This window comes from Vibrio sp. QJM3NY_15, from assembly GCF_057785995.1.
Genome location: NZ_CM173517.1, coordinates 3,585,169 through 3,604,914 on the forward strand (window position 1 = coordinate 3,585,169; position 19,746 = coordinate 3,604,914).

Annotated in this window: 20 protein-coding genes and 1 pseudogene; 14 read left to right on the top strand and 7 right to left on the bottom strand. The window is 45.8% G+C overall.

The window, feature by feature from the left end:
• Positions 1 to 4: 4 nt before the first annotated feature.
• Positions 5 to 1,135, top strand: coding sequence for a 5-(carboxyamino)imidazole ribonucleotide synthase (locus AC3CKG_RS16190; RefSeq protein WP_488528584.1), 1,131 nt, complete (start codon positions 5 to 7; stop codon positions 1,133 to 1,135).
• Between the two features lie 68 nt (positions 1,136 to 1,203).
• On the opposite strand, the gene AC3CKG_RS16195 is transcribed toward AC3CKG_RS16190, so the two are convergent.
• From AC3CKG_RS16195 to AC3CKG_RS16210, 4 genes are read right to left on the bottom strand one after another with little or no spacing between them, the layout of a single operon-like run.
• Entirely contained in the window at positions 1,204 to 1,773 is a 570-nt protein-coding gene (locus AC3CKG_RS16195; RefSeq protein WP_488528585.1) for a DNA topoisomerase family protein, read from the bottom strand.
• A 12-nt stretch (positions 1,774 to 1,785) separates the two neighbouring features.
• The gene (locus AC3CKG_RS16200) at positions 1,786 to 2,262 is read right to left on the bottom strand and encodes a DUF494 family protein (protein ID WP_009848094.1); all 477 of its coding nucleotides are present in this window, start codon (positions 2,260 to 2,262) and stop codon (positions 1,786 to 1,788) included.
• Positions 2,263 to 2,265: 3 nt separating this feature from the next.
• Positions 2,266 to 3,378, bottom strand: coding sequence for a DNA-processing protein DprA (dprA, locus tag AC3CKG_RS16205; RefSeq protein ID WP_488528586.1), 1,113 nt, complete (start codon positions 3,376 to 3,378; stop codon positions 2,266 to 2,268).
• Positions 3,375 to 4,466 carry a LysM peptidoglycan-binding domain-containing protein gene (locus tag AC3CKG_RS16210; RefSeq protein WP_488528587.1) on the bottom strand — a complete coding sequence of 364 codons (1,092 nt, stop codon included), beginning with the start codon at positions 4,464 to 4,466 and terminating at the stop codon, positions 3,375 to 3,377. Before AC3CKG_RS16210 ends, dprA begins: the two co-directional genes overlap by 4 nt.
• A 140-nt stretch (positions 4,467 to 4,606) precedes the next feature.
• Between AC3CKG_RS16210 and def the strand changes: the two genes are divergently transcribed.
• The 6 genes from def (at position 4,607) to AC3CKG_RS16240 (ending at position 11,124) form a co-directional block, all read left to right on the top strand.
• The gene (gene def, locus AC3CKG_RS16215) at positions 4,607 to 5,119 is read left to right on the top strand and encodes a peptide deformylase (protein WP_004735769.1); all 513 of its coding nucleotides are present in this window, start codon (positions 4,607 to 4,609) and stop codon (positions 5,117 to 5,119) included.
• Between the two features lie 38 nt (positions 5,120 to 5,157).
• Positions 5,158 to 6,123: a methionyl-tRNA formyltransferase gene (fmt, locus tag AC3CKG_RS16220; RefSeq protein ID WP_102281279.1), complete on the top strand. Its 966-nt coding sequence runs from the start codon at positions 5,158 to 5,160 to the stop codon at positions 6,121 to 6,123.
• A gap of 119 nt (positions 6,124 to 6,242) precedes the next feature.
• A complete protein-coding gene (rsmB, locus tag AC3CKG_RS16225; RefSeq protein WP_009848098.1) occupies positions 6,243 to 7,523 on the top strand; it encodes a 16S rRNA (cytosine(967)-C(5))-methyltransferase RsmB in 1,281 nt (426 codons plus the stop codon).
• A 110-nt stretch (positions 7,524 to 7,633) separates the two neighbouring features.
• Positions 7,634 to 9,010: a Trk system potassium transporter TrkA gene (gene trkA / locus AC3CKG_RS16230; RefSeq protein ID WP_004735766.1), complete on the top strand. Its 1,377-nt coding sequence runs from the start codon at positions 7,634 to 7,636 to the stop codon at positions 9,008 to 9,010.
• An 81-nt stretch (positions 9,011 to 9,091) separates the two neighbouring features.
• On the top strand, positions 9,092 to 10,537 hold the full coding sequence (locus tag AC3CKG_RS16235) for a TrkH family potassium uptake protein (RefSeq protein ID WP_017109660.1): 1,446 nt from the start codon (positions 9,092 to 9,094) through the stop codon (positions 10,535 to 10,537).
• 26 nt (positions 10,538 to 10,563) lie between these two features.
• Entirely contained in the window at positions 10,564 to 11,124 is a 561-nt protein-coding gene (locus AC3CKG_RS16240) for a DUF3157 family protein (protein ID WP_488528588.1), read from the top strand.
• Between the two features lie 4 nt (positions 11,125 to 11,128).
• On the opposite strand, the gene trhA is transcribed toward AC3CKG_RS16240, so the two are convergent.
• Both trhA and AC3CKG_RS16250 read right to left on the bottom strand, forming a co-directional pair.
• Entirely contained in the window at positions 11,129 to 11,782 is a 654-nt protein-coding gene (gene trhA / locus AC3CKG_RS16245; protein WP_017107564.1) for a PAQR family membrane homeostasis protein TrhA, read from the bottom strand.
• Between the two features lie 143 nt (positions 11,783 to 11,925).
• Entirely contained in the window at positions 11,926 to 12,717 is a 792-nt protein-coding gene (locus tag AC3CKG_RS16250) for a sporulation protein (RefSeq protein ID WP_065104219.1), read from the bottom strand.
• A 283-nt stretch (positions 12,718 to 13,000) separates the two neighbouring features.
• Between AC3CKG_RS16250 and AC3CKG_RS16255 the strand changes: the two genes are divergently transcribed.
• The 6 genes from AC3CKG_RS16255 (at position 13,001) to AC3CKG_RS16280 (ending at position 18,088) form a co-directional block, all read left to right on the top strand.
• Entirely contained in the window at positions 13,001 to 13,168 is a 168-nt protein-coding gene (locus AC3CKG_RS16255; RefSeq protein WP_004735761.1) for a hypothetical protein, read from the top strand.
• A gap of 131 nt (positions 13,169 to 13,299) precedes the next feature.
• Entirely contained in the window at positions 13,300 to 13,563 is a 264-nt protein-coding gene (locus AC3CKG_RS16260; protein WP_017107562.1) for a YihD family protein, read from the top strand.
• 300 nt (positions 13,564 to 13,863) lie between these two features.
• A complete protein-coding gene (ccoG, locus tag AC3CKG_RS16265) occupies positions 13,864 to 15,282 on the top strand; it encodes a cytochrome c oxidase accessory protein CcoG (RefSeq protein WP_017109665.1) in 1,419 nt (472 codons plus the stop codon).
• Between the two features lie 74 nt (positions 15,283 to 15,356).
• Positions 15,357 to 16,343, top strand: a complete 987-nt coding sequence (locus AC3CKG_RS16270) for a serine/threonine protein kinase (RefSeq protein ID WP_488529254.1) — start codon at positions 15,357 to 15,359, stop codon at positions 16,341 to 16,343.
• Between the two features lie 55 nt (positions 16,344 to 16,398).
• Positions 16,399 to 16,998, top strand: coding sequence for a thiol:disulfide interchange protein DsbA/DsbL (locus AC3CKG_RS16275; protein ID WP_102548827.1), 600 nt, complete (start codon positions 16,399 to 16,401; stop codon positions 16,996 to 16,998).
• A 139-nt stretch (positions 16,999 to 17,137) separates the two neighbouring features.
• A complete protein-coding gene (locus AC3CKG_RS16280; RefSeq protein WP_488528589.1) occupies positions 17,138 to 18,088 on the top strand; it encodes a DUF2860 domain-containing protein in 951 nt (316 codons plus the stop codon).
• Positions 18,089 to 18,228: 140 nt separating this feature from the next.
• Here AC3CKG_RS16280 and AC3CKG_RS16285 read toward each other — a convergent pair.
• Positions 18,229 to 18,846 (bottom strand): annotated as a pseudogene (locus AC3CKG_RS16285) (magnesium chelatase subunit ChlI family protein); the annotation flags it as partial.
• Positions 18,847 to 19,228: 382 nt separating this feature from the next.
• Between AC3CKG_RS16285 and AC3CKG_RS16290 the strand changes: the two are divergent.
• Positions 19,229 to 19,435: an antitoxin Xre/MbcA/ParS toxin-binding domain-containing protein gene (locus AC3CKG_RS16290; protein ID WP_488528590.1), complete on the top strand. Its 207-nt coding sequence runs from the start codon at positions 19,229 to 19,231 to the stop codon at positions 19,433 to 19,435.
• Positions 19,436 to 19,746 lie beyond the last annotated feature (311 nt).

Here is a 19,746-nt window from a genome sequence, read left to right on the forward strand (position 1 = left end):
TCCCATGCATGTTCTTGTGTTAGGCGCGGGCCAACTTGCTCGCATGATGTCCCTAGCTGGGGCACCGCTGAATATTGAAATTTCTGCTTTTGATGTTGGCAGCAAAAATATTGTTCACCCATTAACGCAAGCGATTCTAGGCAACGGCTTAGACAATGCGATTGAGCGTGCGGACGTCATTACTGCAGAGTTCGAACATATTCCTCACGACGTGCTTGAGGTATGTGAACGCAGCGGTAAGTTCTTACCGACAACAGAAGCAATCAAAGCTGGCGGTGACCGTCGTCTTGAAAAAGCCCTGTTAGACGAAGCAAACGTGAAAAATGCTAAGTACTACGTGATTAACTCTCGCGAAGACTTTGACGCTGCGATTGCTCACGTAGGCTTGCCAATGGTCTTGAAGAGCACACTTGGCGGCTACGATGGCAAAGGCCAGTGGCGCTTAAAGACATTAGATAATGTTGAGTCAACTTGGACAGAAATGGCTGAGTGCATTGCAGCAACAGACAACCAAGCGATTGTGGCTGAAGAGTTCGTTCCGTTTGACCGCGAAGTATCACTTGTCGGTGCTCGTGGCGCCAATGGCGAGATCCAAGTGTACCCACTGGCTGAAAATGTTCACACCGACGGCGTATTGAGCTTATCGACAGCGATTGATGACATTGAACTGCAAGAGCAAGCAAAAACCATGTTCACCGCTGTTGCAGATCGTTTGGATTACGTTGGCGTGCTAGCGTTAGAGTTCTTTGATGTTAAAGGTTCACTGCTGGTTAACGAAATTGCACCACGTGTTCATAACTCGGGCCACTGGACGCAACAAGGCGCAGAGACTTGTCAGTTTGAGAACCATCTACGTGCCGTATGTGGGATGCCATTAGGCAGCACTAAACTGATTCGCCCAACTGCAATGATCAACATCCTTGGCGAAGATACTCTACCTGAAGCAATTCTTGCTCAAGGTGGCTGTCATGTTCATTGGTATGGCAAAGAGAAGCGTGCAGGTCGTAAGATGGGCCACATTAACGTGAGCGCTGACTACAACGCAGAGCTGCAAAGAGCGTTATGCTCACTGGCAGACATTCTCGACAAACAAGCATATCCAGCTGTGCATGAGTTTGCTGAGCAGATGAAGTAAACCTACATTGTGGATTTGATATAAAAATGGCGCTCAGTGAGCGCCGTTTTTTTGTCTATAACATCAGGTTATTGAGATTGAATGTGGTGACACTTGCGATCAGCACATTGTTTCTTGGTTCCATTGGCTGTTTTCTTCTCAAGTAACAACGGGAACTGACACTCTTCACAACGACCGATAATAGGTGGTTGGTTTACGGCGAACTTACACTTTGGGTAGTTATCACAAGCATAGAAGGTTTTGCCATAGCGAGATTTACGCTCAACCAAATGGCCTCTGCCACACTCAGGACAAGCAACAAGTGGCTGCTTTTCAGGTTGTTCTTTTGGTTGATCCAAAGATTCGATGTGATTACACGTTGGGTAGCTACTACAACCAATGAACATCCCAAAGCGGCCTTGCCTTAATACCAATTCGTTTTGGCATTTAGGACACGGCACACCCAGCTCTTTCACCACGTGTCCATCGTTTTGATGCAACGGCTTGATGTAATCACAGCTCGGATACTGCTTACAGCCTAAAAATGGGCCGTGCTTGCCATGGCGAAGCTGAAGCTCTCCACCACACTGTGGACATGGTTCATGCTCTAGTGCATGTTCATGTGCTGAAAAAAGCTGATTATCAATCTTACTACTCATGACAAGCCTGTATTAATGCAAGATACCTTGCTCTTTGGTGTACAACAGCTCTTCCATTTGCGTGTAAGCACTTTCATTACCCGGTACATTAAATAGCACCATTAAGATAATCCATTTCAGATCATCCAATTCAAATTCGTTGGTCTCAAGTCCCATCACACGATCAATCACCATTTCACGAATCTCTGTCGTGAGTACGTTGATCTGTTCAAGGAACAGTAAGAAACCTCGACACTCCATATTAATACGTGAAATCTCTCGACTGGTATAAATACGCATCGAGGTATTGGAACACACACTAATCGCCGCTTGGTTCTCGGTATCTTGCAATGCAGCAAGATCTTCTAACCAATGGAGGGCCTTATAAATATCATCTTGGTGAAACCCTGCTCGAAGAAGTTCATCTTCCAGCTCATCTTGATCCACCTGCAATTCAGAATCGCTATGGATGTAGGTTTCAAACAAGTACATCAGTATGTCCATCATCATAGCTTAGCCTCTCCCCTTTCGAATATAGCCACCGGAAACTGCAACAACATGCCCTGAGAGCTCAAGCTCTAAAAGCTGCATCATGACCTCATGCACAGGTATATGGGTTCTCTGTGCCAAAATATCAACGGGTGTCGCCTCTAATCCTACGTTAGCTAACAGCTGTGGAAATGGCAATTGTTCATTTTCACTCTCATTCGGCGTAGGCTCGAACAAACTGGGCTGCTGATCTATAGACCAGTCTAACAGACTCTTTATTTCGATCAGAACATCTTGAGCATTTTGCACCAAACATGCACCAGCTTTAATTAAGCTATTGCCGCCACGGCTGGTAGGGCTATGAATAGAGCCTGGCAGCGCAAACACCTCTCGACCTTGCTCCATGGCATAGCGAGCTGTAATCAAAGAGCCACTCTTTTCAGCTGCCTCAACCACCAAAGTTCCGAGCGATAACCCACTTATAATACGGTTACGTCGAGGGAAATGTTCAGGTCGTGGCTTTGCGCTTGGGCGAAACTCTGAAATCAGCGCCCCATTTTCACAGATCCTATCGGCTAAGTTTCTGTGCCGCGCTGGGTAAATTGAATCCAAACCTGAACCTAAAACCGCGAAAGTCTCCCCTCCTTTATCCAGAGCACCATCATGAGCGTAACCGTCAATACCCAACGCTAAGCCACTGGTGACAATTAAACCGTTTTGGACAAACTCTTTGGCGAAGGACTTCGCGGTTTGCAACCCGTCGAGGCTGGCATTACGACTGCCAACCATAGCGATTTGAGGCTCAATCAGTTTTTCAACGTGACCTTTAACGAAAAGCACGCTCGGCGCAGAGGCGGTCTCATTCAGCAGTTTGGGATAATGCGAGCAATTCGGGGTAATGATGTGATGGTTGGGTTGTCTTGCTTGCCACGCTAGGCAAGCCTCCATTTCTCTTGGGGCTTGCTCTCTAAAATAGGAGATTTGCTTGGCAGACAAGCCAATCGCTTGCAGTTGCTGGCTTGAGTAGCCAACAATATTAGAAGGGGAATCAATGCTCAGCAGTCGAGAAAGTCGCTTGCCACCCAATTGCGGTACAAAACTTAGAGTTAGCCAAGCACTCAGTTGTTGCTCATTCACTCGGTACCCTTAACCTCTTCCGTCAACGCAAGATCCAAAGGCGATACCGCCAGAATGTCATTACTAACCGGCTTGGAGCTTTGAGTGATCAAGGCCAAACTAAAATACTCGTAAGGGCGAATGACCATCAAACTACCCAGTGACGTACTTGGCAATTGCACCTTATCGCTCGCAGCTGATTCTTTATAGCTGTATTCACCTTGCTTACCAAACACCACAGCCCCGCTCTCACTAAGGGTGAACATAGAGCCCTGGCGAAGGTTGTCTTGTGAGCCTTTGTTAATAACGACGACCTGATTCTTTGCACTGTATTGGCTGCCATCTAACGAACCCAAGATATTAGCAAACTGACCCGCCGCACTAGGCGCTGGATAAAATGTGGTTGAGAGCTTCACCTGATCAACGCCAAGCTCGGGTAACACAAGGTCATTAAGTAACACCTCTTGCAGTTGAGTCTCTATCTGTAAACTACTGAACTCAGCATCCACCTCTTTCAGGCGCGCCGTGGCGACCAAACGCAAAGAGGTCATACTCGCTTGAGGTTGTTGTCGTTGATAAGTTTCGACAGAACGGTAAATACCCCATTTTTGATGTTGTTGGTTACCCGAAATAAATAGTCGGTCTTCACCTGATAAGAAACGCTTGCCATCACTCGTCCCTAATACTCGTTGCGCCGATTGAATATCTTGCTGCTCAACCAAGCGATCAGATTGTAGATACGGTAGAACCAGCCCCTCATTAACGGTAGGCACCGCCTTCTTCTCAGAGACACGAATCTTAGGGCTTAACTTGATGACAGGTTTAAGGCTCAATACAGGCTCGCCATTAATCCAAACCAGAGACAATTTATCTCCGGGGTAAATAAGGTGAGGGTTTTCGATCTCAGGATTGACCTGCCACAACCTCGGCCACAGCCATGGGCTATCGAGATACATCGCGGAGATATCCCACAAAGTATCGCCCTTCACCACCACATACGCTTCGGGTGCGCCTTGTTTAATGGTTAAAGGTTGTTCACTATTTTCAGCCATAGTGGCGAACGAAAGCGAGGCACAAATAAGAGATAAAGCGGGGAAAAAATGACGCATGACCTAGGTTCCTTGGTCTGAATATATGACATCTGATTAGAGAATTACCTTCAGGATGCTGTCATTTGACCTCTAAAATGTCTAGAATTGAGCCAACAAGGTTTAAGCTGTTTCGGCACAGTTCAATATTTCGAGTGTATATGTCTGTATTACAAGTATTAACATTACCAGATGATCGTCTACGTACCGTGGCGAAACCGGTAAAAGAAGTTACCCCAGAGATTCAAAAGTTCGTTGATGACATGATTGAAACCATGTACGACGAAGAAGGTATCGGCCTTGCTGCAACGCAAGTAGATTTCCACCAGCGCATCGTTGTTATCGATATTTCAGAAACACGTGACGAGCCTATGGTTCTGATCAACCCTGAAATTACCGACAAACGTGGCGAAGATGGTATCGAAGAAGGCTGTCTATCTGTACCAGGCGCTCGAGCTCTAGTACCTCGCGCTGCAGAAGTAACGGTTAAAGCATTAGACCGTGAAGGCAACGAATTCACATTCGACGCTGACGACCTTCTGGCTATCTGTGTTCAGCACGAACTTGACCACCTAGAAGGCAAGTTGTTTGTTGATTACCTATCGCCACTAAAGCGTAAACGTATTCAAGATAAGCTAGCGAAGATTAAACGTTTCAACGAGAAACAAGGTTAATAACCGCTGCTATTACTAAATTAAGAAGGAAGTCTACCTTGGGTCAATCTTTAAGAATTGTCTTCGCAGGTACTCCGGATTTCGCCGCCCGTCATTTGGCGGCGTTGTTGTCTTCGGAGCATGAAGTTATTGCTGTTTACACACAGCCAGATCGTCCAGCAGGCCGCGGTAAAAAACTGACTGCGAGCCCAGTAAAAAACATCGCACTTGAAAACAATATTCCGGTTTACCAACCAGAAAATTTCAAGTCAGATGAAGCTAAGCAAGAGCTAGCAGATTTGAATGCTGACATCATGGTTGTTGTCGCTTACGGCTTGCTTCTTCCACAAGCTGTACTAGATACGCCTCGCTTGGGTTGTATTAACGTGCATGGCTCTATCCTACCGCGCTGGCGTGGTGCTGCTCCGATCCAACGCTCTATCTGGGCGGGCGATAAAGAGACTGGCGTAACGATCATGCAGATGGATATCGGCCTAGATACCGGTGATATGTTAAGTATCGCGACGCTACCAATCGAAGCAACAGACACCAGCGCGTCAATGTACGAAAAGTTGGCTGGCCTTGGTCCTGATGCTCTTGTTGAGTGCTTAGCAGACATCGCTTCTGGTAAAGCTATTGCTGAGAAGCAAGACGATGAACTTGCTAACTACGCGAAGAAGCTGAGCAAAGAAGAAGCTAAAATTGATTGGAATGACAGTGCAGAACACATCGAACGTTGTGTGCGCGCTTTCAACCCATGGCCAATGAGTCACTTTGCGATTGTTGATAGCAGCTCTAATGATGAAAAAAGCATTAAAGTTTGGCAGACACGTGTTGATGAAGAGTCGACATCTGCGCCAGCTGGCTCAATCATCAAAGCAGATAAGACTGGTATTTATGTTGCGACTGGCGACAAAGTACTAGTATTGGAACAGCTACAAGTTCCAGGCAAAAAAGCTATGTCAGTTCAAGACATCTTGAACTCACGTGCAAGCTGGTTTGAAGTTGGTACTCAACTTTCTTAACCGCTTTAAAGCTACTCAATATGTACTTAAAAACGTGTAGCTTGTAAAAACACTATTTAGAAAACCTTTACGAGGGCAGAGATGCCCTCATGTATTCAAATAAATATTCGGTACCCCTCATGAATGTTCGCGCTGCTGCTGCAAATGTCCTATTCCAAGTTGTCGATAAAGGCCACTCTCTTTCACACGCTCTCCCTGCGGCTCAAAAAACGATCCGCCCGCGAGACCATGCTCTACTGCAAGAGATTTGCTACGGCGCACTTCGTTACCTGCCTCGCTTAGAGTCAATCGCTAACGAACTGATGGAAAACTCGCTTAAGGGTAAAAAGCGCGTATTCCACCACCTGATCTTAGTAGGCATTTACCAGTTGAGCTTTATGCGCATTCCTTCGCATGCTGCCGTTGCTGAAACAGTTGAAGCAACCAAAACACTGCGCGGCCCAAGCCTCAGTGGTTTGATTAATGCAGTGCTTCGCAGCTACCTGCGCGATCAAGAAGAGCTAGATGAGAAAGCCGTTAGCCACAATGCGGGCAAATACAGCCATCCAAGCTGGATCCTAAAAATGCTTCAAGAAAGCTACCCAGATCAGTGGGAGCAATTGGTTGAAGCAAACAACAGCAAGGCACCAATGTGGCTGCGTGTAAACCGCCAACACCACACTCGTGACGAGTATGTTGAACTGCTTAAAAACGAAAACATTGAATACACACTGCACCCTGAAGCGGCTGATGCCATAAAATTAGCGTCACCTTGTGATGTTACTTTGCTTCCTGGTTTCGACCGAGGCTGGGTATCAGTACAAGACGCTGCAGCTCAGCTTTCCGTTGATTTCCTAACACCAAAAGATGGTGAGCTAATCCTAGACTGCTGCGCAGCACCTGGCGGTAAAACTGCACACATTCTTGAACACACTCAAGACACTGAAGTGGTTGCAATCGACAGTGATATTAAACGCCTAGACCGCGTTTACGATAACCTTGAACGCCTACAACTACGTGCCGACGTAATCTGTGGTGATGCTCGCTACCCTGAAGAGTGGTGGACTGGCAGTCAGTTCGATCGCATCCTACTTGATGCTCCATGTTCAGCGACCGGTGTAATCCGCCGTCACCCTGACATTAAGTGGCTACGCCGTGCCTCTGATATTGATGCACTAGCAGAGCTGCAAAGTGAGATTTTGGATGCAATGTGGCGCCAGCTAAAAGAAGGCGGCACCATGGTTTATGCGACATGCTCTATCACGCCGCAAGAAAACGTGCTGCAAGTGAAAGCATTCTTAGAGCGTACCGAGAACGCAACGCTAGTTGGGTCTGATATCGAAAAACCGGGCCGTCAAATACTGCCTGGTGAAGAAGATATGGATGGCTTCTACTACGCAGTTCTAGTAAAACAGGCATAACAACTAACAGCGGCTAAGAATTTATTTCTTAGCCGCTGTTTCTTTCTAGTGCATTATCAAAGCGAAATGAGAGCACTAGAATTACAACGGCAAAAAATAAGAGAAAGGCTATGAAGATCATTATTCTAGGTGCTGGACAAGTTGGCGGTACCCTTGCTGAAAACCTAGTGGGTGAAAACAATGACATCACAATCGTCGACCGTAATGCCGACCGACTTCGTGAACTTCAGGACAAATACGACCTTAGGGTTGTAAACGGTTATGCCAGCCACCCGAACACACTACGTGAAGCGGGCGCGCAAGATGCCGACATGTTGGTTGCCGTAACCAACATGGATGAAACCAACATGGCCGCATGTCAGGTTGCCTTCTCTCTGTTTAATACGCCAAACCGAATTGCCCGTATCCGCTCTCCACAGTATTTAGAAGAGAAAGAAGCACTCTTCAAATCAGGTGCAATCCCAGTCGATCACCTAATTGCACCCGAAGAGCTCGTCACCAGCTACATCGAGCGCTTGATTCAATACCCAGGTGCACTACAGGTTGTGAGCTTTGCTGAACAGAAGGTTAGCCTAGTAGCAGTAAAAGCTTACTACGGTGGACCATTGGTTGGTAACGCACTGTCTGCTTTGCGTGAACACATGCCGCACATTGATACTCGTGTAGCCGCTATCTTCCGTCAAGGTCGCCCTATTCGCCCACAAGGCACTACCATCATTGAAGCCGATGATGAGGTTTTCTTTGTGGCAGCAAGTAACCACATTCGCTCAGTAATGAGTGAACTGCAACGCCTCGAGAAACCGTACCGACGCATCATGATTGTTGGCGGTGGTAACATTGGTGCAAGCTTGGCAAAGCGCCTAGAGCAGAGCTACAGCATCAAGCTTATCGAGCGCAGCTACACTCGCGCTGAGAAGCTATCTGAAGAATTAGAAAACACCATCGTATTCTGTGGTGATGCTGCCGACCAAGAACTGCTGACCGAAGAGAACATCGATCAGGTAGATGTGTTCATCGCTCTAACCAATGAAGATGAAACCAACATCATGTCAGCAATGCTGGCGAAGCGAATGGGCGCCAAGAAGGTAATGGTACTGATTCAGCGTGGTGCTTACGTAGACCTTGTTCAGGGTGGTGTGATTGATATTGCTATCTCGCCACAGCAAGCGACCATTTCTGCGCTGCTTACTCACGTTCGTCGTGCTGATATCGTAAACGTATCATCTCTACGTCGCGGCGCTGCAGAGGCGATCGAAGCGATTGCTCACGGTGACGAAACCACCTCTAAAGTTGTTGGCCGAGCGATTGGCGATATCAAACTGCCACCGGGTACCACTATTGGTGCGATTGTTCGCGGAGAAGAAGTACTTATCGCACACGATAGAACCGTAATCGAACAAGATGACCACGTAGTGATGTTCCTAGTGGACAAGAAATACGTACCTGATGTTGAGTCTCTATTCCAACCGAGCCCGTTCTTCTTATAGCCTTGTTCTCGTAAGCATCGTTCTCGCAACTTTCTTTTTGTGGGAACGACGCTCCGACACAAAGCGATGGTCTATTAAGCTATGGTCAACTTTCGTCCGATATTATTAGTAATAGGGTTAGTGTTATCAAAACTCGCCCTTTTCATGTACATCCCTACATTGGTTGCCTTTTTCACAGGCACCGGTGGCTTCCTCGAGTTTGGTCAGTCGGTAGTGATCACGCACATAGTGGCGTTTATCTGCTTGAGTTTAGGCCGTTCAGCTAAGTTCCGACTTGGGGTGCGGGACATGTTCCTGATCACCTCTCTGGTCTGGACAATTGCCAGCGCCTTTGCTGCACTGCCGTTTGTCTTCATCAACCACATCAGCTTTACAGATGCCTATTTTGAAACTATGTCTGGTATCACCACGACGGGTTCAACCGTATTAAGCGGCTTAGACAGCATGGCACCGAGCATTCTGTTGTGGCGTTCAATACTGCAATGGTTAGGTGGCATCGGCTTCATCGTTATGGCGGTAGCAGTTCTACCAATGCTCAACGTTGGTGGTATGCGCCTGTTCCAAACCGAGTCATCCGATTGGTCAGATAAAAGCAGCCCACGAGCAAAAACAGTCGCGAAGAACATCGTGGCGGTTTATTTGGTTCTGACTGGCTTATGCATCATTAGCTATCTGTTTGCAGGCATGGGCATCTTTGACGCGATCAATCACGCGTTCACCACGCTATCTACTGGTGGCTACTCAACATCAGATGGCTCGATGAACCACTTCTCTAACAGTGCTCACTGGGTCGGAACCCTGTTCATGTTCCTTGGCGGTCTGCCGTTCTTACTGTTTGTTAGCGCACTGCGAGGCAGAAAACTCTCAATACTCTACAAAGATGCGCAAGTCAGAGGCTTCACTTACCTATTCTTAGTCACCAGTGCCGTGATCTCCACATGGTTGGTTATGAGAGATGGCTACACAGTCATGGATGCGATGCGTGTTTCGATGTTCAACATCGTATCCGTGGTCACCACAACCGGTTTCGGCTTAGAAGACTTCACCGCGTGGGGTGCACTGCCAACTACCTTGTTTGCATTCCTAATGATGGCGGGCGCTTGCTCGGGTTCAACCTCTGGCGGTATCAAAATCTTCCGTTTCCAGATCGCGATGACCATGCTCCACAAACAAATGATGAAGCTAATTCACCCATCGGGCGTGTTTGTTCAACGCTACAATCAGCGACCTGTGAATGACGATATTGTGCGTTCACTCGTGGCATTTGGTTTGATGTTCTTTATCACGATTATCTTAATTGCAGGCGGCTTAAGCGCAATGGGACTTGATCCTGTGACCAGTATATCTGGCGCGATCACAGCCGTTGCCAACGTTGGTCCAGGCATGGGTAGCGTGATCGGCCCAACGGGTAACTTTGCTCCACTGCCCGACGCCGCTAAATGGTTATTAAGTTTAGGTATGTTGATGGGTCGACTTGAGATACTGACGCTAATTGTTCTATTTTTCCCTGCCTTTTGGCGACGCTAATTACGCGAATATTTAAGGAAACACAGATGAAATCATACCTACTTATCGCAAGCGCACTGCTTAGCAGCTCTGCATTCGCCGACCAAATGGTGACTCTGCAAAATGGTAAACAGATACTGCTAAAAGATGACTTTACGTGGCAATACGTGGCACAGGAACAAACGGAAACGGCAACAACATCAGAAATCGCAGTGCCTGTTGCAGCAGCGCCGGTTGTAGCTGTCCCAATCGCGACGAATGTGCGTGGTACTACGATTGTTGTTGATAGCAAGAAGCCAAGCTTACAGCTATCTCAATCAGGAGTGGATGTTGTACTAGGTGCAAGTCGCTATGAAGACGGCGAGCTGATCATCCCTACGGCTATTACTAACCAAGGCACACAGGCTGTGATCTTAGTGTCTTTGAAATTAGGTGTATATTCACCAAATGGTGAGTTATTAGAAGAGAAAACAGTAGCGGTTTGGAAGTCGATAAAGCGTATGGCAGATACCTACCTTCGACCAAAAACCGATGCCGAAGGTACGTCGCTTAACCTAGCTGTTGATCAATACCCAGAGTATCAAATCAAAGCTGAAATCATGTGCTGACTCGCTAAACCGGTGTCACGTACAAGTAGATAGCAAAGAAATGGCAAGCGCAGCCCGCCAACACAAACAAGTGCCAGATGGCATGGTTATAAGGGATGCGTTTTGCCACATAGAAAATTACACCCAGCGAGTAAATCACCCCGCCAACTGCCAGTAACACCAAACCACCTATATCGATGTTCATCGCCAATTGATAAACCACAATCAAAGATAGCCAACCCATCGCTAAGTAAATGAACAGCGATAGACGCTTAAATCGGTACACGAATGCTATCTTCATGATAATACCGACCAACGCAATTCCCCAGATAACCGCCATCAAGCCCATTGCGAGTGGGGTTCTTAAACCGACCAATAAAAAGGGCGTGTAGCTGCCTGCGATCAGTAAGTAAATCGCACAATGATCGAGGGTTTTGAGTAAGCGCTTGGTTTTTTCGGTAGTGATCGAGTGGTAAAGCGTAGAAGCAAGAAACAGAAGGATAATGCTGCTGCCATACACCGCCATACTGGCAACCGTTAGCATGTCGGCTTGGTAATCAAACGCACGAATCAGTAACAGGATCAGGCCCACTACGCCAAGTACGACGCCCAAACCATGGGTTATCGCATTAGCGCGTTCTTCGATGTCACTGTATTCGCTGGCTGATGATGCAGACATGAGTATCCTACTAGAGTAAATGTTCGATTGACCCAGTATTACACATTAAGCTTACACGTGTAAGCTTAAATTTTTATGACAAAATGACTTCTAAGATGTGCGATAAGCTAACCGCTGTGACTAGGTGAATATATGCGATTCAACTAAGACGCACTTTCTAAATACTCGACCACCATCTTACCGGCATCTTCTGGTGAGGTATCAAGCGGGACGCTTAATTGACGCTGTAGCTGACCAATACCAAGCAAGCTCGCTAACATGCCTTTGGCACCATCGCGATTTCTATCAATCTCAAACCACAGCTTGAGTTCTGTTTCATCATGGTGTGCAACCACCTCCAATTCACGCCAACGACCATGATAAGGGCCAGTCGTCGGAACAAATTCGAACTCTTGCACAAACGGTAACTCGAAACCTTCCACCGCTTCACACTCGACTTGGCGAATACGTAGCCCTTGAGCTTCAAGTGCGTTAAAGATGCCATCGAGCAAAGGATCCGGGCGAACCGTTAAAACATCCTTATCAGACGGGTCAATCGCCATCGCAATATCGAGCCCTGTCTCTAACCAAACCTTGGAATCACCAATTGTCACAGGGGTATTCAATGGCACATCGAACTCACATTCAAAATCGCGAGTTTCACCCGGCTGAATAACAAAAGCATACGGTAGACTCCATTTAGCCAACGAGTATGTCTGGTGCATTCGGCGTTTATGACCGCCTTCTTGCCTTTGGGAATTCATAGTGACTTCTTTGACATAGCGGCAACACAGATTGAGATCGATATTGTCGATCTCCTGTGGCTGAGCACCACCGTAGACATGCACAATAATGCTCGCCTTCTTACCTGGGTAAAGCACTTCCTGTTGCAATACAGAGTCCACCTTGGCAGACCCAATTCCAAAACTTGCTAACGTTTTCTTCAAGAACGACATATGCACCTCCTTTAAAGCATCATCTTAAGCCTGAAAGAGGTTCAAACTCAAATATACTGCTCACACTATTTTAGCTCTAATATCGTTTAATTATCACTCAGGCGTCGATCGATAACTGAGATAGTGATAATCTAAGCCTTGATATGCATGCATATCATTATCCTGATTTATTTTTCGGATTGGCGAAAGCCAGAAGAGTGACTCTTCAAGTAATTGAAGCGAAGCTCATGATAAATCAGGCCATTAGATTGGCAATGGATATGCCTGACCGTTAGGTAAATTAATGCGCCCAACAGCTGTCAGGTTCTCGCACACCAACCGTAGTGCGATGCGTCGTCGTAGTGGCTTTGTTGCTGCTCCAACGGCTAAGAAATTGGCTCCTACAATGACTCTCGTTCAGAAGACTGCTTTATTAGCACCGACTGCAACAAAAGTAATTAAAGCCGCTTAACGAAAAGCGCAGTTTTTACTGCGCTTTTTTCTTGCTCTGTCCCACCTTGAAATGTCTTTACACATTGGTATTCCCTACCCGATTTGATACCTTAACCACAAATCATTATAAAATTTGTGGAGAAGTAAAGTATGAAGTGTCACCGCATTGAGGAACTGCTTGAACTGATGGAGCCTGAGTGGCAGAAAGATCAAGAGCTTAACTTATTAGAGTTCATCATTAAGCTATCAAAAGAAGCGGGCTACCAAGGTAAGCTTGAAGAACTGACTGACGATGTTCTGATCTATCATCTAAAAATGCGTAACAGCGAAAAAGATGAAATGATCCCGGGTCTAAAAAAAGACCAAGAAGATGACTTCAAAACAGCGATTCTTAAAGCGCGCGGTATCATCTAACCGGCTTAAAACGATCACCCAAACTTTCAATAAGCGACCACTCGGTCGCTTATTTTGTTTCTGTTCGCTATTTTTTCGTCACAACTGTTACCACTTTTGTTGTTAAAGGTTGATAGCGTTAAAGAAATGACAACAAGATTGCCGCTATAATCGCCACCCATAAGAATCTTCTAAAATAATAAGAGTCAGTGTTAAGTCAGCCCATGCACCAAACTCAAAGCTTAGGTTCTCTAACACCATATTTTAAAGCAATGTCGTCAATACTCTCGCAGAAGGGTATAGCCACCAAAAGGATAGTCCATGAGTCAGGATAAAATCGATATCAAAGATGTGACTCCTAAAACCTTTAATCCCAAGACACATAAAGGTAATGGAGATCGATTTAACCCAAGTAACCGAATCTATGTTCGAGAAAGCAAAGGTAAATTCCAACAACTGCGCCGTTATGGCGGTTGGTTCTTACTTTTACTTTTTGCGCTTATCCCATGGATCCCATTTGGTGAGCGACAAGCGATCTTGCTGGATATAGGCAGCCAACAGTTCAACTTCTTTGGTACAACCCTATACCCACAAGATCTGACGCTACTCGCCATCCTCTTCATGATTGCGGCGTTTGGCTTATTCTTCATAACCACCTTCTTAGGACGAGTCTGGTGTGGCTATTTGTGCCCGCAAACCGTCTGGACCTTCATGTACATCTGGTTCGAAGAGAAACTGGAAGGCGCGGCTAACAAGCGTAAGAAGCAAGATTCAAACAAACTCACCGCCAACTTGGCGATCAGGAAAACACTCAAACACATCGCATGGTGGGCTATTGCTATCGCAACCGGTCTCACTTTTGTTGGCTACTTTATTCCAATCAAAGAGTTAGTGGTTGGCTTCTTTACCTTTAATTCCACTTTTTGGCCTGTGTTTTGGGTACTGTTCTTCGCAGGTTGTACTTATGCCAATGCAGGTTGGATGCGCTCGATTGTTTGTCTGCACATGTGTCCGTATGCGCGTTTCCAATCGGCTATGTTCGATAAGGATACCTTCATCGTAGGCTACGACACTGAACGTGGTGAAAGCCGTGGCCCTCGTTCACGTAAAGTCGACCACAAACAACTCGGCTTGGGCGACTGTATTGACTGTAATTTATGCGTGCAAGTGTGCCCAACGGGGATTGATATTCGTGACGGCCTACAATACGAGTGTATTAACTGTGGCGCGTGTATTGATGCCTGTGACAACACCATGGAACGTATGGGTTATGAGAAAGGTCTGATCAACTACACCACAGAGCATAGGCTTGAGGGGCACTCAACCAAGGTCATGCGTCCTAAGCTCTTGGGCTATGGCGTAATACTGATCGTTATGTTGGGTCTATTTTTCGCACAAATCGCAAGTGTTGACCCTGCCGGTTTAAGCGTTCTACGTGATAGAAACCAGCTATTTAAGATCAATAGCCAAGGGCTTGTCGAAAATACTTACAACTTGAAAGTCATCAACAAAACTCAGCAAGAGCAAGAGTACAAGCTTGATGTCAGCGGGCTACCAGATTCTATCTGGTACGGTAAACAAACCATTACCGTAGAGCCAGGTGAGGTTTTAAACCTTCCTATCAGTTTGGGAGTCGATCCAGAAAAACTGAGCTCACCAGTTTCGACAATTCAGTTTATACTCTCGGATAATGAAGAGTTTACGATGGAAGTCGAAAGCCGCTTTATCAAGAAGCTCTGATACCAGTCACCTTAGTGCTAGGTATAACAACCCAATAAATGGAAAAAGGCTCAGTAATGAGCCTTTTTTATTATATGACGATGCAAGCCTTTAACTTTGATAACCTAACCCCTGACTTCATGTGGTACGCACTGGAGAGCATTGGGGTTCGCGCTGAATCCGGGCTTCTCGCTCTTAACAGTTACGAAAATCGGGTCTACCAATTCACCGATGAAGATCGCAAACGCTACGTTGTTAAGTTTTATCGCCCGCAGCGTTGGAACAAAGCACAGATCCAAGAAGAACACGACTTCGCGTTAGAACTGATCGAACAAGAAATGCCAATCGCTCCGCCAATGCGTATCAATGGTGCGACCTTGCACGAATACCAAGGCTACCTGTTTGCACTGTTTGAAAGTGTCGGTGGCCGACAGTATGAAGTGGATAACCTAGACCAATTGGAAGGTGTAGGTCGTTTCCTTGGCAGAATTCACAAGGCGAGTGCAGGAAGAACATTCCAACATCGTCCGACCATCAGCTTAGATGAATACCTTTATCAGCCACGTAAGATTCTAGAGAACTCTCAGTTTATCCCAACGCATCTAGAAAACGCGTTCTTCAATGACGTCGACCTTCTAATTAAAGAATTAGAGAGCCAGTGGCCGAGCAATACTGAGAATATCCGCCTGCATGGCGATTGCCACCCGGGTAATATTCTATGGCGCGACGGACCAATGTTCGTTGACCTTGATGACGCGCGTAATGGCCCTGCGGTTCAAGACCTGTGGATGCTACTTAACGGTGAGCGCCAAGATAAGCTGATGCAACTGGATATTCTGCTAGAGAGCTATCAAGAGTTTTGTGATTTTAATCCCTCGCAACTGAAACTAATCGAGCCACTACGCGGTCTACGTATGGTGCATTACATGGCATGGTTGGCGAAGCGATGGCACGATCCGGCGTTTCCTTTGGCTTTCCCATGGTTTAATGACCCGAAATATTGGGAGCAACAAGTACTTGCTTGTAAAGAGCAAATTGCTACCCTGCAAGAGCCACTACTTTCGTTAATGCCTCAGTGGTAAACGCAATCGCAACATACAACTAGATAAAAATTCAAACATAATGGAGATTGGATAAATGAAAAAGCTATTCGCATTTTTCTCATTGATCATGTTGAGCCTTTCAGCTCACGCTGCGAAATTTAACGAAGGTGAACACTACAAAGTTCTCGATCTAGAAGCATCAAAAAAACCAATGGTGACAGAGTTTTTCTCTTTCTACTGCCCACACTGTAATAGCTTTGAGCCTATCATCCAGCAGCTAAAACAACAGCTACCAGCTGACGCGAAGCTACAGAAGAACCATGTTTCATTCATGGGTGGCAACATGGGTCTGCCAATGAGCAAAGCTTACGCGACAATGATTGCGCTGAAAGTGGAAGACAAAATGGTACCAGTGATGTTTAACCGCATTCACAACATGAACAAGCCACCACGCGATGAAGCAGAACTACGTCAAATCTTCCTAGATGAAGGCGTTGATGCTAAGAAATTCGATGCGGCATACAATGGCTTTGCAGTCGATTCAATGGTTCGTCGTTTCGACAAAGCATTCAAAGACAGTGGCTTGTCAGGCGTTCCAGCTGTTGTAGTAAACAACCGCTACCTGATTGACGCTCAAGGCATTAACTCTCTCGATGAGTACTTCGAGCTGGTTAACTTCTTATTAAAGAAGTAAGGTAATGATTAAAGGAAGCTTCGGCTTCCTTTTTTTTGCTTGTTCAAAAATCATCATTGATAAATAATTAACCTGGAAATTTAAAGCTTTACTGCTATTAATAACCCGTCCTAAGAACCGGTGGGCAAGGAGCCCTTGAATGAAAATAAAAATAACTCTTCTCGCATTGAGCGTTGCAGCCTCTCCCGCTTTTGCCAAGCTTGCTGATGAAGCAGGCTTCAGTGGTGAAATCTCTATCAACACCGGTTTTACTTCTTCAACCTCAAATTTTAATACCGATGCTGACAGCACTATTTCATCTAACGAACAGAAGGCTTCTTCGGAAAGCTCATTCCTTGTTGCACCTTTAGGCAGCGTTGCTTACACCTTCGGTGAAAAACTAAACCACCAGGTTTACACAGGTACAGCGCGAGATGACGTAGCAACGGGTACTGTGGTACTTGAATTGGGTTATAAATACCAACTAGAGTCAGGCATGACCATCGACGCTTCCCTTCTGCCAACCATCATGTCTGGTGAGACTTGGGCAAACCCATACGAGGTTGGTACGGCTCGAAGTAAAACAGACGAAACGGGTAATGCGTTTCGTTTGAAGCTAAGCAGTATTGCGGGTTCAGCTTTCTCGCTAGACATGGCCTATGCGACCAAAGACGTGAAAGATGATCGAGTTGAAGAAGCTCTACAACGTGATGCAGAAACTGTCTACCTGAAAGGTCAGTATCGTCAGCCAATCAGTCGTACCATGATGTTAGTGCCATCATTGATTTACCAATCAAGTTCTGCCGATGGCAAAGCTGCCTCTTATGAACAGTTTGGCGGTGAAGTGAGTTTGTTTGGCGGTATGGGTCGTCACCAGTACGCACTAACAGCGGGTTATAACCAACGCTCTTACGATGCAAGCAGCCTTATTTACGATAAGCGCAGTGATGACAACATCAACCTGTTTGCCGCGTATGAATATGAGCAATTCATGAACTGGGATAACTGGTCGTTTGTTTCTCTTGCGGGCTATGGCACCAGCGACTCGAACATTACCTTCTACGATGAATCACAATACATCGTCTCAGTTGGCTTGAACTACAAGTTCTAATCACTGGTAGCCTCTAGCTCTTAGCAACCAATGACTAACAACAAGCCACTAACAACGAAAGCCTGCGTAACAGCAGGCTTTCTTGTTTTTATACCAATCGTAGTAAATAAATGACCCGTTGTTTACTACGATTGGCATGACTATACAGCTTGAGCCGAGAGTTGTTTCAAGAGTCGATCCATCGCTCGATAGCCAAGCGCCTCTGATAAATGCTTCTTTTCAATCTGCTCATTACCCTCTAGGTCTGCAATAGTTCGCGCTACCTTGATGATTCGATGATAAGCACGAATCGATAAACCCAATCGGTGCAGCGCCGTTTCTAAAAACTCCGCATCCTCGCGTCGTAATGGGCAATACTTTTCAATTTCTCGGCTGCCTAACAGCGCATTCGATTTATGGTTCCTAGACAGCATCAACTGGCGCGCTTGTTTGACTCTTTGCTTTACCACTTGAGTCGTTTCACCACGATCGCCACCTTCAGCCAACATCCCTTTGGGCAATAGTGGGATCTCCAATGACATATCGAACCTATCAAGCAGTGGCCCAGACAATCGATTGAGATAGCGCAATATGATCTGTGGATTAGCTCGCGCTTGATTGCCTTCGTAATAGCCTGTCGGGCTTGGGTTCAGCGCACCCACCAATTGAAAGCGCGCGGGGAAACGTGTCTTGCCTGCTACACGTGAAATAATGATCTCACCTGATTCCAACGGCTCTCGCAGTGAATCGAGCACCTTGCGTTCAAACTCCGGCATTTTCCTAATATTGGTATTTCATAACCAAATTTAGTCAAAGTTTCTCAAAAACATGTTACTTCGAACTTAAAGTTTCATGCGGTTTTAGGTGTTCAGGTATCAATGTTTGATACTGTCACACCAATCAAACCTACCTTCCCTAACCCGACTAAAAACGATATGAGACTAATTAAGGATGAAATTTGATTATTCACTTTTCTGAATAAGTATTTATCTTATTTTGGAAAAGTGTCGTGTGGTGAGGTGCTGATAAGCTAAAACATTTTTGCCCCATTATTGCTGAGCTCATTACTATCTATCCGTTCGATAATCATAATTTGACCATCTTTTCCTGATGTAGGTATGGTATATAGGACTTATCACATAAATTTAGGCGGAGCTTAAGGTGAATAAAGAAACCAAAAAGAATTTTGATAAAGTATTTCAGGCTGCGTTAGCACTGTTTGGTAGTGAAGAAGCTGCTAATCACTGGCTTAAGCACCCAGTTCGAGGACTTGGTAAAAAACGACCAATTGATATGCTTTCGACAGCCGAAGATACCAAGGCTGTACTCAATTTGATTGGCCGTTTAGAGCATGGAGTGTTTTCGTGAGCTTTGTTGCTACAAGCTTTTGCCCCTAAACGTGTTTAGAGCATAAGAAACTATCAATAGATTAATTTGTGTGTAAAGTTATTTTAGTTCCAGATACGACAAAGCCACAGGTAATTCCTATGGCTTTGTAAACAGCTACAGAAGGTTTGTCATTCAAACCGAAGAGGGAACACATTCTGTGTGCAGCGTCGGGGGTTTATCACCAAAGTATATGGGAGGGAAAGCACCTAGACTTATCGTATGTCCTCGGTGGTCTGCTTTGCAATTAAGCCAAGTTCAATTCGATACAATTACTTCTGGCCAGACAGTAA